The sequence below is a fragment of the Streptomyces sp. NPDC006365 genome, from assembly GCF_042870755.1.
GTDB classification, from domain to species: domain Bacteria; phylum Actinomycetota; class Actinomycetes; order Streptomycetales; family Streptomycetaceae; genus Streptomyces; species Streptomyces xiangluensis.
The window spans coordinates 218,752-234,185 of the sequence record NZ_JBIAHS010000003.1 but is presented as its reverse complement, the minus strand read 5'-3'; the positions used below and the strand labels follow the sequence as shown (position 1 = coordinate 234,185).

The following is a 15,434-nucleotide window of genomic DNA, read 5'->3' as shown; positions in this document are numbered from 1 at the left end:
GATGTCCGACGCGACGACCACCGACCTGTACGAAGTGACGATGGCCATGTCCTACGTCCGGGAGGGAATGACCGGCCCCGCGACGTTCAGCCTCTTCGTCCGCGACCTGCCTCCTGAGCGCGGCTTCCTGGTCGCCGCCGGTCTGGAGTCGGTCCTGGACTACCTGTCCGGCCTTCAAATCGGCCCAGAGGACGTCGACGCCTTCGCGTCCGCGGTGCGTCGACCGCGGCGGGATCTTCAGCCTCTGCTCGGCCTGGAGTTCACCGGTGACGTGCGGGCGGTGCCGGAGGGACGGATCGTGCTGGCGGGGGAGCCCCTGCTGGAGGTGACCGCGGCGCTGCCGCAGGCGCAGCTGGCCGAAACGTACGTGCTCAACCAGCTCAGCCACCAGACCGCCATCGCCTCGAAGGCCGCGCGGTGCGTCCTCGCGGCGGCAGGGCATCCGGTCGTGGACTTCTCCCTGCGGCGGACCCACGGCCCGCAGGCCGGATTCCAGGCCGCCCGCCTCGGCGCGATGGTCGGCTTCGCCGGAACCAGCAACGTGGCCGCGGCCACCGCCCTGGGCATCACTGCCGTCGGCACGATGGCTCACTCCTTCGTGGAAGCGTTCGAGGCGGAGGAAGACGCTTTTCGCGCTTTCGCGCGGTCGCACCCGGGGCCGGTGACCTTGCTGGTGGACACCTACGACACCGAGGAGGGCGTCCGCGTCGCCGCGCGCGTCCTGCGAGACCTCGACCACCTGGCCCGCGGGGCCGGCTCGGCCGTGCGGCTGGACAGCGGCGACCTCGGGGCCCTGGCGGTACGGGCACGGTCCCTCCTCGACGAGGCGGGCCTGCCGGGGGTGCGGATCGTCGCCAGCGGTGGTCTCGACGAGTACGCGCTGGACGACCTGATCCGCTCCGGAGCGCCGATCGACACCTACGCCGTCGGCACCCGCGTCGGGGTTTCGGCCGACGCACCGTATCTGGACTCGGCGTACAAGATGGTGGAGTACGACGGACGGCCGGTGATGAAGCTGTCGTCGGCGAAAGTGACGGCACCCGGCCCCAAGCAGGTGTTCCGCTGCCCCGGATACGCCGACGTGATCGGTCTGGCCGACGAGCAGCCCCCCGACGGTGGCAGGCCGTTGCTGGAGACGGTGATGCGGGGCGGGCAGCGCACCGGAACCAGGCCCACGCTCGACGAGAGCCGGGAGAGATTTACGGCGGACCTGGGCGGGCTGCCGTCGGCAGCCCGACGGATCCGAGCGCCGGTCGCGCCTCGGGCGACGGCCTCCGAGCGGCTGAGTGCACTCGCCGCCCGCGTCCGGCGCCGCATCGAGGAACAGACGGCGGCGGCTTCCGCACGGTCCTCGGTCCCAGAACGAACCTTGTCCGGACCTCATGGGTCCGTATCGAAGTGAGGAGCAAGCGATGCCGCACACGGCGGAGTGGAAGGTTCGACTCCACCTCTTCGAGGACGATGACGGAACCACGAAGGCACACGTGGTGCTGGACACCGGCACCACGGCGCTCACCGGCCATGGGACCGCGCATTGCCATCCGGCGGACGCCGACGTGCCCGAGATCGGCGACGAGCTGGCGGCGGGCCGGGCCATGGAGGACCTTGCCCGGCAGCTGCTGAACATCGCTGAGCGCGACATCGAGGGCATGGGGACGCCGCGGCCCAGCACGCGACAGGTCACCGGATGGCTCACGTGACCGACGGTTGGCACAGCAAGTCAAGGAGGAACAGCCATGACACATCCCGTACGACACAGCAGAGGTGGGCTCTCGGCAGCCATGCATGAGCTGGACGATCTCCGTACCCGGATGGACCAGCTCATGCACGCTGTCTTTCCCGTCGGCGGTTACCCCGAGTTCGGCACGGCCGAGCCGTGGGCGCCGCTGGCCGACGTCGTGGACTCCGAGGACGCCTACCTGGTGGAACTGGAGCTTCCCGGCGTGGACAAGGACCAGATCACCGTGGAGGTCGCCGAGGGCGAGCTCGACATCCACGGTGAGATCAGGGAGAAGGAACAAACCGGGGTGGTCCGCAGGCATACCCGCCGCATAGGGCAGTTCGACTACCGCACGACTCTGCCGCCGAACTCCGACACCGAGCACATCAGCGCGGACCTGACGAGCGGAGTCCTCACGGTGCGCGTCCCGAAAACCGAGACGGGGAAGGCACACCGCATCGAGATCACCGGCTGAGCCGGGGTGGGGCCGTCCGCCGGGCCACGTACCAGGTTCGGCAGGTGAGTGCCCGTTCCCTCCGCGCGAGGCCTACGGCTCCGCCGGTGGCCTCGCGCGGTCACGGTCCCGTGTGTGTCTCCCCAGCCGCCGGCTCCGACGGCCCCCTCAGGTGGCAGTGGTGGGGGACCGTCGGGCGTCGTCGGTCCGGTACGCGAGGTGCTCGGAGACCGAGACGACCCCGTCGACGCTCCGGCAGAGCCGCTCGATGACGGGGATCAGACTCCTGAACTCGACCGAGCCCCTGAGGTCGACCCGCCCGTCGCGCACCTCGACCGTCACCTCCGAGGCAGCAAACCTCATCGTGCGTCGCAGCACATCCTCGGCGATCTCGTCGCGGATGGCGTCGTCACGGCGCAGGAAGATCCGCAGCAGGTCGCCACGGCTGACGATGCCCAGGAGCCGGTCCGTCTCGTCCACGACGGGCAGCCGTTTGACGTGCTGGGTCTCCATCAGGCGGGCGGCCTCCACCACGCTCCACTCCGGACGTGCGCACACGGCGGGAGCCGACATCAGTTCCTCGGCGCGGGAGCCCTCGGCCTTGGCCCGCTCCCATGCCTCAAGGTGTGGAACAGGGACCTGGCCCGACGGATCGGCCTGGTCGGCGCTCTTGCGCAGCAGGTCCGCCTCGGACACCACACCCATGGGGCGGTCCAGATCGTCCACCACGGGCACAGCGGTGACGTCGTTGTCCGCCAGCAGCCTGACGATCTCCTTGAACGGCAGGTCACGCCGCGCCTTGACGACGTCTCTGGTCATGAGCTCCGCGACCGTTCGGTGGTGCATGTCGCCTCTCCCGTCCGGGTTGTGACCGCTTGACATCCAGTCGGCTCAGCCCGCCCCTGCGGATACGGGCCGGTCGTCCCATGCGATGGCGTGTCGCGCGTGGCACGTTGGATACAACACCATTCTGAGGAGAGGGCGGCGATCATGCGAGCTCACCTCGGCGACCAACTCGTCATCGAAAGTCCGGCGACCGGCGTCACCAGGCGCGACGGCGAGATCGTCGGACTCCACCACGAGGACGGAACGCCTCCCTACGACGTGCGCTGGTCGGACACGGATGAAGTGACGCTCGTGTTCCCCGGGCCCGACGCGCACATCCGGCATGTGGAGCACGGGCAGCCCAGGACCACCCGCGGGTCTTCCCGGCGGGACACGGGTGAGGCGGAGGCCGTGTCCGCGGTCGCTCCGCCGGCCGGGACACCCAATCCCGGCGACATCGGTCGGCGCGTGGCCGTCGAACGCCGGAGGCACGGGCTCAGCCGGGAGGAAACGGCCCGTCGCGCCCGCATCTCGCCGGGCTATCTGGCGTACCTGGAGGAACAGCCGGCTGACCCGACCGTGGCGACTCTCCTCAGTCTGGCCGCCGCGCTGGGCACCACCGCCACGGCCCTGCGCGGGGCAGGCGTCGACCTGCCACCCGGCCAGGGCCACGCACTGCTGCATCCGCAGCTGCGGGACCTCAGCCCGGAGGAATGCCGCCGCCTGCTGTCCACGCACGGCGTGGGGCGCATCGCCGTGTCGACGCCCGACGGCCGCCCCGCGGTCGTCCCGGTCAACTACGAGGTCGTGGATGACGCGATCGTCTTCCGGACCGCACCCGACTCCGTGCCCGCGGCGGCTGTCGCAACGGAGGTCGCCTTCGAAGTCGACCACGTGGACGAGGCCATGAGCCAGGGCTGGAGTGTGCTCGCAGTCGGCCCCGCGAACGCCGTCACGGACCCCGACGCCGTACGTGGGCTCACCCAGCGCGCACACACCGAGCCATGGGCGGGCGGTGCACGAGAGATGTGGGTGTCGATCCGGCCCACGCGCCTCACGGGTCGGCGCATCACTCCGGCCGATCAGTAGGCGCCCACGGGCCGCCGAGAGCGGCCCCATCTCAGCGGGCCGCCGGCTCGCGAGGCGACGCTCCGGTGAGCCGACAAGCACCGGCCGACGAGCAGGCGACGGCCCTGGCCCACGCCGCTGCCGCCGGCCCGTCGATGCACAACGCGCTGCCCTGGCTTTTCCGCTACTTCCGGCGCATCCGCACGTTCGAAATCCGCGCCGACTTCGAGCGCACCATGCCGCACTCCGACCCGGACACCCGCGGCCTGCACATCGGCTGCGGCGCCGCCCTGCTGAACCTGAGGGTCGCCGTGGTCCACGAGGGTTGGTATCCGGAAACTCTCCTGCTGCCCGACCCACGGATCGGGCGCTGCTCGCGAGCGTGCGGCTGACCCGCAACTGACGAGAGCGAACTCGGCGCGCTGTATACCGCGATTCACCAGCGGCACAGCAGCCGTTACCCGTTCGAGGAGAGGGAGATCCCCGATCCCGTGCGGGAGGCTCTCAGCGCAGCCGCCCGCGTCGAGGGAGCAGCGCTGAACTTCCCGACCTCATGGCATCTGCGGGAGGTGCTGGAACTGGTCCAGGAAGCCGAGGCACGCAACATCACCGACCTCGGCAGCGACCAGGATCTGGCGCGATGGACTCGTATCGACGCCCCGTCAGTGGGCACCGCCGACGACGGAGTCCCGCACTACGCCTTCGGGCCGCGCAAACGCGGGGGCAAGGTCCCCATGCGCGATTTTGCGGGCCCCCGGAAGGTGGCGGGCCGTGACGCCGCGGACTTCGAACGCACTCCTCGGCTGGCCCTCCTCAGTACGAGCCACGACCACCCGGAAGACTGGCTCCGCGCCGGTCAGGGCATGGAACGCGTCCTGCTGCTGGCCACTCTTGAGGGCCTGTCCAGTTCCTTCGCCACCCAACCCTTCGAGTGGACCGACCTGCGCCGGCTGTTGCGCGACCCGGTGTCCGGGACGGGCCACACCCGGATGCTCCTGCGCCTGGGGTACGGCCCCAAAGGACCCGGCACACCGCGCCGCCCGGTGTCGGACGTGCTCGACGTCCAGCCCTGACCCGCCATCCAGCCCTGACCCGCCGGAGGGACCGCAGCCGGCCAGCCGCCGGCCCCGCACACGGTCACTGACCTGTCGCGGGCCCGTCCCGACCGGCTGACTCGCCGGTGAGCTGTGGCTCGACGTCCACGACGCCCTCCACGGCGCGCACGAGGCGCACGGCGACCGAGATGAGCGAGGCATCACGGATGTGCCCGCGGAGCGTGACGACTCCCTCGTGCACGTTCACGTGGATCGCGTGGCTGAAGGCCGGGAAGAGGTAGGACACCACGGTGCGGCGGACCTCCTCCTCGATCTCCTCGTCCGGCCGCAGGAAGACCTTCAGCAGGTCGGCGCGGCTGACGATGCCCTGGAGCATGTCGATGTCGTCGACCACGGGCAGCCGCTTGACGTGCCGGACGGCCATGATCCTGGCCGCCTGCGCCAGGGTGGCGTCGGGGTGGACCGTGATCGCGGGCGTGCTCATGAGCTCCTCCGCCGTCACCGCCCCGGCCTTGGCGACGTCGGACAGGCGCCGGCGTTGCTCGAAGAGGCTCGGGTCGCTGTCGCGGAACTCCTCCTTGGGCAGCAGGTCGGCCTCGGAGACGACGCCGATGACACGCCCTTCTCCCTCCAGGACCGGCATGGCACTGACCTTCCACTGCTCCATGGTCTGCACGATCTCCTTGAAGGGCGCGTCGCGTCCGACGGCCACGACCGTCTGGGTCATCACATCGCTGACGATGTGCGGGGTCTCAGGCACCGCGATCCTCCTCGTCTCGCCTCGTCAGGGCACCTCGCCGGCGCCGTGGGGTGCGTACAGGTCGAGCAGCCGCACCCGGGCGGACCTGAGCCGGCCCGCGATCGCGCCGGCGACGTAGGTCAGCAGCGCGTGATCCAGTTCCGGGTCGTTCACGCACAGCTCACGGACCGCCGCAGCGTCGAACTCGTAGGCCCGCACCGGGCTGGCAGCTTGGGCCCCCAGGTGCCAGTGGTTGGGAGGGACCAGCCAGGACCAGCCCAGCAGTTCCCCGGCACCGATGGTTTCGATGACCGCCGCGCGGCGACCGGGCACGTGTACGTCGAGGGCGACGGTGCCCGTGTGGATGATCCAGAAGCGGTCGGCTTTTCCGCCCTCGTTGAAGATGCGCTCGTCGGTCGCGAACGACACCTCACGAGCGAGGGACATGAGCTGCTCGCGATGGTCCTTGGTCAGGGCTCCGAAGACGCCGGTCCTGGCAACCACGATCGCTTTCCCTTCACCATGACCTCGAAGCGGAAGCGGGCTCTTATCAGGCCGACGCGACGGCCGTGGCGGCGATGCGGGGAATGGAACCCCTTCCTTCTCCAGCCGCATGACTCCACGATCGTCGCAAATCGCCGCAGTGCAACCTGGGCCGCCCTCCTTCGAGAGCCGGTCCATGTGTCGCGACGGAACCCATGCGGTGCGACGGTATTGGCAGGGGCTTCCGGCAGTGGCCGGGCAAAAGGTGGTGGTGACCATGGAGCTCCCGCTGGTCGTGGGTGTCGACGGATCGGATTCCAGCCTGCAGGCCGTGGACTGGGCGGTGGACGAGGCGGCACGCCTCGGGCTGTCTCTGCGGCTCGTCTACGCCTCTTTGTGGCAGCGGTACGAGGCAGGCCGCCCGTCCATCAGTACTGACCGCCCGGCTGAAGAGGTCATGGCCCAGCACATCGCCGCGTCCTGCGCGGAACGCGCCCGGCTGCGCAACCCAGAGGTGAAGGTCTCCAGCGATGTACTGCCCGACGATGCCGTGTCGGCGCTACTGCACGCGGCTCATGAATCCGTCGCCCTGGTCACGGGCTCTCGCGGCCGCGGTGAGATCGCGGGGGTCCTGCTGGGGTCGGTCAGCCTCGCGGTGGCCGCCCGTGCCGTGTGCCCGGTGATAGTGGTGCGCGGCGGGGAGGGGAACCGGCAGGGCTCCTTCGGCCGCGTGGTGGTCGGCCTCGGCGACCCCACGGGGGGCCCGGCGGCCGTGCGATTCGCCTTACGCGAGGCGGAGGCGCGCGGCTGCGCCCTGCACGCCGTACGGGCCTGGCGCCGCCCCGCCCATGAACACGTGGACCATCCCCTGATCGCGGACGATGCCGGCGGTGCCCATGAAGAGCGCGCCTCCGCCCTCCTCACCGACGCGCTGCGCGACGCCGTACGGAAACACCCGCAGGTGGAAGTGCATCGTCAGGCGGTCGAAGGCCCCGCCCACAAGGTCCTCCTGGATGCCTCGGCAGAAGCCGACCTGGTGGTCGTGGGTGCGCGCAGGCGCCGCGGCCATGCCGGTCTGCAGCTCGGCAGGGTCGCCCACGCCCTGCTGCATCACGCTGAGTGCCCGGTGGCCGTCGTCCCGCAACGGGCCTGACCCGACGCGGTCTCATGCTCCTTCACATCTCGCGTGAGGGGATAAGGAGAGGGCGGCGGATGTCGGAGTGGACCTGGGAGTACGAGGGCTACGACCCGGCCGGTGAGCGGCTGCGCGAGTCGTTGTGCACGCTAGGCAACGGCTACTTCGCCACCCGTGGCGCCGTACCCGAGAGCAAGGCGGGCCTGGTGCACTACCCGGCCACCTACGCAGCGGGCGTCTACAACCGTCTGGAGTCCACCGTGGCGGGGCGGCAGGTGGTGAACGAGGACCTGGTGAATCTCCCGAACTGGCTGCTTCTGCGGTTTCGTCTCCGCTTCGCCGACGGATCGGTGGGCCCGTGGTTCTCTCCCGACAAGCGGCAGCCGCTCGACCACCGGCACAGTCTGGATCTGCGCCGGGCCACGCTGACACGCACGTTCCGGTTTCGGGACGACGAGGCAGGCGTGCTGAGTGTGGAGCAGGTCCGGCTGGTGCACATGGCGGATCCTCACCTGGCCGCGCTGCGGACCGTTGTCACAGCCGAGGAGTGGTCCGGAGAGCTTGAGGTGGAGTCCGTCCTCGACGGCGACGTGAGCAACGGCAACGTGCACCGTTACCGGTCTCTCAACCGGCACCACCTGGTCCGTGTGCGGACCGGCGCGTCCGAGACCGACATGATGTGGCTGAGCTGCCGCACCAGCACCTCCGACATCGGCATCGGCATGGCGGCCCGTACGGTCGCCGTCGGGCAGCCGCCCACGTCGTCGAAGCTTCGTCCGACTCACCGCCGTGCCGTACACCGGCTGGTGATACCGGTCGCCCCAGGCCGACCCGCCGTCGTGGACAAGACCGTGGCCCTGCACACCTCCCGTGACCCGGCGATCAGTGACCCGCTCGGCGCGGCGCTCGACCGGGTGGCCACGGCTGCGGGCTTCCCGGCGCTTGTGGACTCCCATATCGCTGCCTGGGCGCGGTTGTGGCGGGGCGCGGACGTCCAAGTGCCCGGGGAGGCGGGCCGTGTCCTGCGCCTGCATCTGTTCCATGTGCTGCAGACGTTGTCGCCGCACACCGCGGAGCTGGACGTGGGGGTGCCGGCCCGTGGGCTGCACGGCGAGGCGTACCGGGGCCATGTCTTCTGGGACGAGCTGTTCGTGTTGCCGTACCTGAACCTGCGTTTCCCAGAGGTCTCGCGGGCCCTGCTCAACTACCGCCACCGGCGCCTGCCGCAGGCATGCCGCGCGGCTCACGCGGCGGGCCGGGCCGGGGCGATGTACCCGTGGCAGTCCGGTAGCGATGGCCGTGAAGAGACCCAGGAGCTGCACCTCAACCCCCGTTCGGGCAGGTGGCTGCCGGACAACTCCCGGCTCCAGCACCACGTCGGCTCGGCGATCGCCTACAACGTGTGGCAGTACTGCGAAGCGAGCGGTGACACCGAGTACCTGCACACCAAGGGCGCGGAGATGCTGTTGCAGATCGCCCGCTTCTGGGCGGACAGCACGGAGTTCGCCCCTGGCCTCGGTCGATACCGAATCCGTGGCGTGGTCGGCCCCGACGAGTACCACGACAGCTACCCCGACGCCGCCCAGCCGGGCCTGGACGACAACGCGTACACCAACGTCACCGCCGTCTGGGTCCTCAGCCGCGCCCTGGACCTGGTGCGGCGCCTCCCGGCATGGCGCCGGCAGGAGCTGTTCGAACGCATCGAGCTGGACAGCGGCGAACTCCCGAAGTGGGAGGAGGTCTCCCGGCGGCTGCGGGTGCCGTTCCACCAGGGCGTCATCAGCCAGTTCGACGGCTACGGCGATCTCACCGAGCTGGACTGGGGCGCATACCGCACCCGCTACAACAGCATCCGGCGGCTGGACCGCATCCTCGAGGCCGAAGGCGACTCCGTGAACCGCTACCAGGCCTCCAAACAGGCCGATGTCCTGATGCTCGGCTACCTCTTCTCGCCCGCCGAGCTGCGAGCCCTTTTCCACCGTCTCGGGTACGACGTGGACGACGAGGTCTGGCGCAGGACGGTCGACTACTACCTGCGGCGCACCAGCCACGGCTCCACCCTCAGCGGACTCGTTCACGGCCTCGTCCTCGCCCGGGCCAGACGAGCCGAGGCGTGGAGTTACGTCCAGGAGGCCCTGGAGGCGGACATCGCCGATATCCAGGGCGGCACGACCGGCGAAGGCATCCACCTCGGTGCCATGGCCGGGACTCTGGATCTGGTGCAACGCGGCCTGACGGGACTGGAGACGCGTGAGGAAGCCCTCTGCCTGGACCCGGTGCCCCTGCCTGCACTGTCGGAGTACGGGTTCTCCCTGCGCTACCGCGGCCACTGGGGTGTCGGCATACGGCGCCGGAGCGGACAGCTGGAGATCAGGGTGCCCGACTCGGAGGAGTCACCGATCCGCGTGGTGCTGGCCGACCGGGCTGTGACCGTCGCGCCCGGGGAGACCTGCACGCTCGTGCTGCCTCAGAGCTGATCGGCGCAGACGGGCGTGCCGACCTCGGCGTCTGCGGCAGGATCCTCCGGAACAGGCCATAGGCTCCGAAAAGCGGGGTTCCGCTTCAGGCGACAGTGCCGTGGGAGACGTGGATGAAGTGGTTGGTCTCGCTGGTCGGTGCCGGGCTCGTCATGCTCACCCTGCGGGACGTCTTCCATACCCTCTGGCACCCCACCCGCCACGGCGGTCTGAGCCGTCTCGTCATGACGGCGCTGTGGCGACTGGCCCTGCGCTTTCGCGCGCGCAGGCGGGTGGTCGGGCTCGTCGGACCGCTCGCCATGGTCACGGTGGTGGGCATGTGGGCCTTCACCGTCGTCCTCGGCTGGGCCATCGTCTACTGGCCCCACATGCCCGAGGCGTTCGCCTTCTCACCCGGTTCCAAGGCGGCGCAGGAGCCCGCGCTGCTCGACTCCGTGTACCTGTCGCTCGTCACGGTGGCCACCTTGGGCCTGGGAGACATCGCACCCGGTGAGGGCTGGCTCCGCCTGGTCTCCCCGCTGGAAGCCCTCGTCGGCTTCGCCCTCCTGACGGCCATGGTCTCCTGGGTGCTGGAGATCTACCCGGCCCTGACCCGCAGGAGGGTCTTGGCCATCCGGCTGGCACTGCTGCGCGACTCGGCCCCGACACCGCAGCAGATCGACTGCACGGCCGGGGCGCTGCTGCTGGACAGCCTGGCCACCGAAGTCGTACGCGTGCGTATCGACTTCACCCAGTACGCCGAGGCGTACTACTTCCATGACGGGGAGGACCACTCGTCGCTGGCGGCCACGGTCGGCTACGCCGCCACCCTCGCCCAGCGAGGACAGGCAGCCCAGCGGCCGGATGTGCGCCTGGCAGGTGACTTGCTCGCCGGTGCGCTCAAGGACCTTGCCGCCATCCTCGACCAGCGCTTTCTCCACACCGGTGGCACGGCGACGGAGGTCTTCGCCGCGTACGCCGCAGACCACGGGCGCAGCCTCGCACAGCCCTGACCAACAGACCCAAGCCCGGCCTTGCATCGCAGGATCGCCCACACGACGAGTGGCCGGCCATGCCGGTCGGCGTCAGCGGTGGCACCCTGACAAGCGGACACCGGTATTCGGGGACGGTGGTTCCCTGCATGACGGGAGTTTGGTGGATGGCACGCAGCGAACAAGCCGGTCCTGACGCCGCCGCTCCGGCACGCCCCGGCGTCCTCGCGGTGCGCGACAGCGACCTTCGAGCAGGCCGTGGCGCACGCGCGTACAGAACTCCGTCGGGCGTGTGAGCGAGCAGCGGGGCGACCGGGGTTTTGATGCGGGCACCGCCGCACCCCGTACGACATCGTCCGCATCTTCGGCGGCGGGTCTGTCGTCGCCCGAGGCCGCGCGCCGGCTGACGCGTCATGGGCCCAACGCGATCCCGGCGGAGCCGCGCGCCCCCGTATGGCGGCGGGTGCTGCAGCAGCTGCGCGACCCGCTGATCCTGGTGCTGTTGGTGGCCGCCGCCTTGACGATCGCCACCGGTGATCTCTCCGATGCCGCCGTGATTCTGCTCGTCATCACGGTGAACACGACGGTCGGCGTCGTTCAGGAGGTACGAGCCGAGCAGGCGGTGATGGCCCTGTCGGGCATGAGTGCCCCCACCGCCAGAGTCATACGGGACGGCGAGGAACGCTCCCTCCCGGCTGCCGAGGTGGTGCCCGGCGATCTGGTCCTGGTGGCCGAGGGCGACATCGTGCCCGCCGACGGGGACGTACTGTCCGCGGCGCTGCTGCTGGCGGACGAGTCCTCGCTGACGGGGGAGTCCGTTCCGGTGGAGAAGGCCCCCGACAGCGACCCGTCGCACGGCGCGGTGTCGGCGGGCACGGTTGTCGTGCGCGGCCACGGACGCGTCATGATCACCACCACGGGAGCCGACAGCGCGCTCGGCCGGATCGCAACCCTGATGGGTGCCGCGCCCGGTCCGACCCCGCTGCAGCGCCGACTGGCGGGATTCGGCCGGGTTCTGGCAGCCGCGATCGTGGCACTGTGCGCCTTGGTTCTGGCCCTCGGGCTGGTGCGCGGACAGCCCGTGGAACTGATGATCGTGGCGGCGATCAGCCTTGCCGTCGCCGCCGTACCGGAGTCCCTGCCCGCCGTCGTCACGCTCGCCCTCGCCCTGGGGGCACGGCGGATGGCGGACCGGCACGCCATCGTCCGCAGGCTGCCCGCGGTGGAGACGCTGGGCTCCGTAACGGTGATCGCCACCGACAAGACCGGCACCCTGACCGAGGGCCGAATGGCCGCCGAACGGCTGTGGACGCCGCGCGGCGAGGCCACGGTCCTGGGCACCGGATACGAGCCCCAGGGCCGGGTCGTCCGCGACGGGCAGGCGGTCACGGCGAACGGTGCCCCCGACCTGGCGGCATTGCTGCGCGTCGCGATGCTGTGCAACGACGCCGCGCTGGAGCCGCCGCCGGACGGCTCGGCGGAGTGGCGCGCGCTGGGTGACCCCACCGAGGCCGCGCTGCTCGTGGCAGGAACCCGGCTCGGGCTGGACCGGGGGGCGCTGGACCGCGAACTGCCGCGCGTGGAGGAGATTCCGTTCGACAGCGGCCGCAAGCGCATGACGACCGTCCACCGCCGACCGGAAGGAGCAGTGCGGGTCGCGTGCAAGGGAGCGCCGGAGTCCCTGCTCCGGCCGCAGGTCTTGGCCGATGGCCCGGACCTGCTCGCCCGGGCGGCGGCTCAGGCGGAGGCACTGGCGCGTGACGGGTACCGAGTGCTCGCCGTGGCGTCGGCCGACCACGAGGAACCGCTGGAACCGCCTGGGACATGGGAGTCGGGCCTGTCGCTGCTCGGCCTCGTCGGCATCCTGGACCCGCCCCGCAGCGCGTCCGAGCCGACGATCGCCGCCTGCAAACGCGCCGGCATCGTCCCTGTACTCATCACCGGCGACCATCCGCTGACCGCCCGGGCCGTGGCCGACCGCCTCGGCATCGCCTCCCGGGAGGAGGAGGTCACCACCGGGCAACGGATCCGGGAAGGCGCGGCGGGCGAGCTGACCGGCGTACGCGTCTACGCGCGGACCACTCCCGAGCAGAAGCTGGACATCGTCGAGGCGTGGCGCGGGGCTGGGCAGGTGGTGGCGATGACGGGGGACGGGGTCAACGACGGCCCGGCCCTGCGCCGTGCCGACATCGGTGTCGCGATGGGGCGGCGCGGCACCGAAGTGGCCCGCCAGGCGGCCGACTTGGTGCTCGCCGACGACAACCCCGCCACCATCGTGGCGGCCGTCGAAGAGGGGCGCCGAGTCTATGCAAACGTGCGCCGGTTCCTGCTCTACGGGCTCGCGGGCGGCACCGCGGAGATCCTCGTGATGCTCCTCGGCCCTTTCCTGGGGATGCCGCTGCCGCTGCTGCCCGCACAGATCCTGTGGATCAACCTGCTCACACACGGCCTGCCCGGTGTCGCGCTCGGCGCGGAACCCGTCGAACTTGACGCCATGCGCCACTCACCCCGGCCTCCCGAGGAGAGCGTGCTGGGCGCCGGCCTCTGGCCGCGCATCCTGCTCATGGGGACCTTCGTCGCCACCGTCACCCTGGTGGCCGGCGTGTGGGCCAAGGAGACGGGCCGCCCCTGGCAGTCCATGATCTTCCTGGTCCTCGGCGCGACCCAGCTGGGCGTTGCCCTGGGCTCCCGCGCCCGTCCGGGAAGCCTGGCCAACCCGTTCCTGCTGGTTGCCGTGGGCGCGGCCTTGGGCCTCCAGGCGGCCGGAGTCTATCTGCCTCCCCTCCGGGACCTGCTGGGCACAGAGCCGCTGTCACTCGGGGACTTGGCGATCGCCTGCGCGTTGTCCGGTCTCGGCCATGTGGTCATGCGTGTGCAGGCACGGCTGTGGCCGGAGCGGCAGCCGCGCGCCGTCATGGCGGAAGGCGGTGGTCCGGGTGGTCGGCGTTTCCGCTCCGCTCGGGCAAAGGGGCTCCGCTGAGTCTGGTCTTCGCGCGCTGAGGTGGACAACCACGTCTTCGGTTGCGACTTCCCAAGTGCTGTCGGAAGGAGTCATGCGCCTCCACCGCGTACCTCCGGGCGCAGGGCATGGCGCCGGACCACGGTCGCGGTGAAAGCGCAGGTGGCGGCCGCGGTGAGGGCCAGGAGCAGGTATCCCCAGGTGTAGTCGTCGGCGACGCTGTAGACCGCGCCCATGACCAGGGGTGGGAAGAAGCCGCCAAGTCCGCCGGCGGCGCCGACGATACCGGTGACCGATCCGACCTGGCCGGCGGGTACGAGGCGGGCCACGAGGGCGAACACGGCGCCCGATCCGGTTCCCAGGGCTGCGGCCATGCCGAGGAAGGTCAGTGTGCCGATCGGGATCAGGGCGAGTTCGAGGGAGGTGAGGAGGGCGAGCGCGGCGAGGGCGGCGTACGCCCCGATGAGCACAGGGATGGGCTGTAGCCGGTCGGAGAGCCAGCCACCCGCCGGGCGGGCGGCGACCGCGAGGACGATGAAGCCGGCGGTGCGCAGGGCGGCGTCGGAGCGCCCGAGGTCGTACGCGTTGGTGAGATAGGTGGGCAGGTAGACGCTGAAGGCGACGAACCCTCCGAAGGCCACGGCGTAGAGGAAGGCCAGTTGCCAGGCGGTGGGCATACGCATGGTGGCGGTGGTGCGCGCGAGCAGCGAGCCGGCCGGGATGGCGCGGTCGGGCTGGTCGCCCAGGAGGAAATGTGCGGTGACGGCGTAGACGGCCAGGATGACGGCGACGAGGGTGAAGGGAAAGCTTCGGTCGACCGCATCGGCCAGCTGCACGGTGGTGAACGCCGAGATGGCGGTGCCGCCCGTGCCGATACCGAAGACGCCGAGGGCCAGGCCGCGCCGTTCGGGTGGGTACCAGGCGTTGACGAACGGGACGCCGATGGCGAACGTGGTGCCGCCCAGCCCGAGGAAGAAGCCGCCGATGAGGAACTCGGCCAGGGAGTCGGCCAGATGGCCCAGGTAGAGCACGGGCAGGACGGTCAGGGCGGTGACGAGGGGGAACATCCGGCGGGCACCGACGTGGTCGGTCAGGGCTCCGACCGGGATCCTGCCGAGCGAGCCGACGAGGACCGGCACGGCCACCACCAGGGACTGCTGGAACGAACTGAGGCCCAAATCGTCGCGGAGCGTCGGGCCGAGCGGCCCCAGCAGAGCCCACGCCCAGAAGCCGGCCATGAACCCGGCCGTGGCCAGAGCCAGCATGCGCGTCGGTTGTGAGGTCTGGCTCACCGGCTCTCGGACCCGCGGAAATTGGCGCATAAGGGCAATTTTGCGGTGTGAGTGTCCCTCAGGCTCTCCCAAAGCAGTGAGGTGAGGGTCGTGGCGGACAGCGGGGCACGAGCCGCGTGGCTGCCCGTAGGGGGTTACCAGGGCGCGGGTGGGCGACTCGGCGCCGGCGTCGGCCCCAGACCGATACGGAGCGCCGCCGCTACCAGTGGTCGAGAGGCAAGGGCGGCCATGAACGGGTCTCGTGGGACGAGGCTCC

Annotated in this window: 13 protein-coding genes and 1 pseudogene; 10 read left to right on the top strand and 4 right to left on the bottom strand. The window is 70.7% G+C overall.

The window, feature by feature from the left end; genetic code table 11:
* The first annotated feature begins 1 nt into the window (after position 1).
* The 3 genes from ACFYO0_RS10240 to ACFYO0_RS10230 are packed head-to-tail and all read left to right on the top strand — an operon-like array spanning position 2 to position 2,195.
* Positions 2 to 1,402, top strand: coding sequence for a nicotinate phosphoribosyltransferase (locus ACFYO0_RS10240; protein WP_388673204.1), 1,401 nt, complete (start codon positions 2 to 4; stop codon positions 1,400 to 1,402).
* A gap of 10 nt (positions 1,403 to 1,412) precedes the next feature.
* On the top strand, positions 1,413 to 1,700 hold the full coding sequence (locus ACFYO0_RS10235) for a DUF1876 domain-containing protein (RefSeq protein ID WP_388673202.1): 288 nt from the start codon (positions 1,413 to 1,415) through the stop codon (positions 1,698 to 1,700).
* 36 nt (positions 1,701 to 1,736) lie between these two features.
* Positions 1,737 to 2,195 (top strand): Hsp20/alpha crystallin family protein, encoded by a 459-nt coding sequence (locus tag ACFYO0_RS10230; RefSeq protein WP_388673200.1) that lies wholly within the window; start codon positions 1,737 to 1,739, stop codon positions 2,193 to 2,195.
* A 147-nt stretch (positions 2,196 to 2,342) separates the two neighbouring features.
* Here the strand turns inward: ACFYO0_RS10230 and ACFYO0_RS10225 are convergent, their stop codons facing one another.
* Positions 2,343 to 3,020: a CBS domain-containing protein gene (locus ACFYO0_RS10225; protein ID WP_388673198.1), complete on the bottom strand. Its 678-nt coding sequence runs from the start codon at positions 3,018 to 3,020 to the stop codon at positions 2,343 to 2,345.
* A gap of 144 nt (positions 3,021 to 3,164) precedes the next feature.
* Here ACFYO0_RS10225 and ACFYO0_RS10220 point away from each other — a divergent pair, with 144 nt between their 5' ends.
* The 3 genes and pseudogenes from ACFYO0_RS10220 to ACFYO0_RS10210 form a co-directional block, all read left to right on the top strand.
* Entirely contained in the window at positions 3,165 to 4,088 is a 924-nt protein-coding gene (locus ACFYO0_RS10220; protein ID WP_388673196.1) for a pyridoxamine 5'-phosphate oxidase family protein, read from the top strand.
* Positions 4,089 to 4,153: 65 nt separating this feature from the next.
* A complete protein-coding gene (locus tag ACFYO0_RS10215; protein WP_388673194.1) occupies positions 4,154 to 4,459 on the top strand; it encodes a hypothetical protein in 306 nt (101 codons plus the stop codon).
* A 24-nt stretch (positions 4,460 to 4,483) separates the two neighbouring features.
* Positions 4,484 to 5,140, top strand: a pseudogene (locus ACFYO0_RS10210) (nitroreductase family protein); the annotation flags it as partial.
* Between the two features lie 64 nt (positions 5,141 to 5,204).
* On the opposite strand, the gene ACFYO0_RS10205 reads toward ACFYO0_RS10210, so the two are convergent.
* Both ACFYO0_RS10205 and ACFYO0_RS10200 read right to left on the bottom strand, forming a co-directional pair.
* Positions 5,205 to 5,882 carry a CBS domain-containing protein gene (locus ACFYO0_RS10205; RefSeq protein WP_388673192.1) on the bottom strand — a complete coding sequence of 226 codons (678 nt, stop codon included), beginning with the start codon at positions 5,880 to 5,882 and terminating at the stop codon, positions 5,205 to 5,207.
* A gap of 24 nt (positions 5,883 to 5,906) precedes the next feature.
* Positions 5,907 to 6,308, bottom strand: coding sequence for a Crp/Fnr family transcriptional regulator (locus ACFYO0_RS10200; protein WP_388674218.1), 402 nt, complete (start codon positions 6,306 to 6,308; stop codon positions 5,907 to 5,909).
* Between the two features lie 313 nt (positions 6,309 to 6,621).
* On the opposite strand from ACFYO0_RS10200, the gene ACFYO0_RS10195 reads away from it, so the two are divergent.
* The 4 genes from ACFYO0_RS10195 (at position 6,622) to ACFYO0_RS10180 (ending at position 13,907) form a co-directional block, all read left to right on the top strand.
* A complete protein-coding gene (locus tag ACFYO0_RS10195; RefSeq protein WP_388673190.1) occupies positions 6,622 to 7,497 on the top strand; it encodes a universal stress protein in 876 nt (291 codons plus the stop codon).
* Between the two features lie 59 nt (positions 7,498 to 7,556).
* Positions 7,557 to 9,956: a glycoside hydrolase family 65 protein gene (locus ACFYO0_RS10190; protein WP_388673188.1), complete on the top strand. Its 2,400-nt coding sequence runs from the start codon at positions 7,557 to 7,559 to the stop codon at positions 9,954 to 9,956.
* Between the two features lie 113 nt (positions 9,957 to 10,069).
* A complete protein-coding gene (locus tag ACFYO0_RS10185) occupies positions 10,070 to 10,948 on the top strand; it encodes a potassium channel family protein (protein ID WP_388673186.1) in 879 nt (292 codons plus the stop codon).
* A gap of 271 nt (positions 10,949 to 11,219) precedes the next feature.
* Positions 11,220 to 13,907, top strand: a complete 2,688-nt coding sequence (locus ACFYO0_RS10180; RefSeq protein ID WP_388673184.1) for a cation-translocating P-type ATPase — start codon at positions 11,220 to 11,222, stop codon at positions 13,905 to 13,907.
* 71 nt (positions 13,908 to 13,978) lie between these two features.
* Here the strand turns inward: ACFYO0_RS10180 and ACFYO0_RS10175 are convergent, their stop codons facing one another.
* A complete protein-coding gene (locus tag ACFYO0_RS10175) occupies positions 13,979 to 15,151 on the bottom strand; it encodes an MFS transporter (protein WP_388673182.1) in 1,173 nt (390 codons plus the stop codon).
* Positions 15,152 to 15,434: the final 283 nt, after the last annotated feature.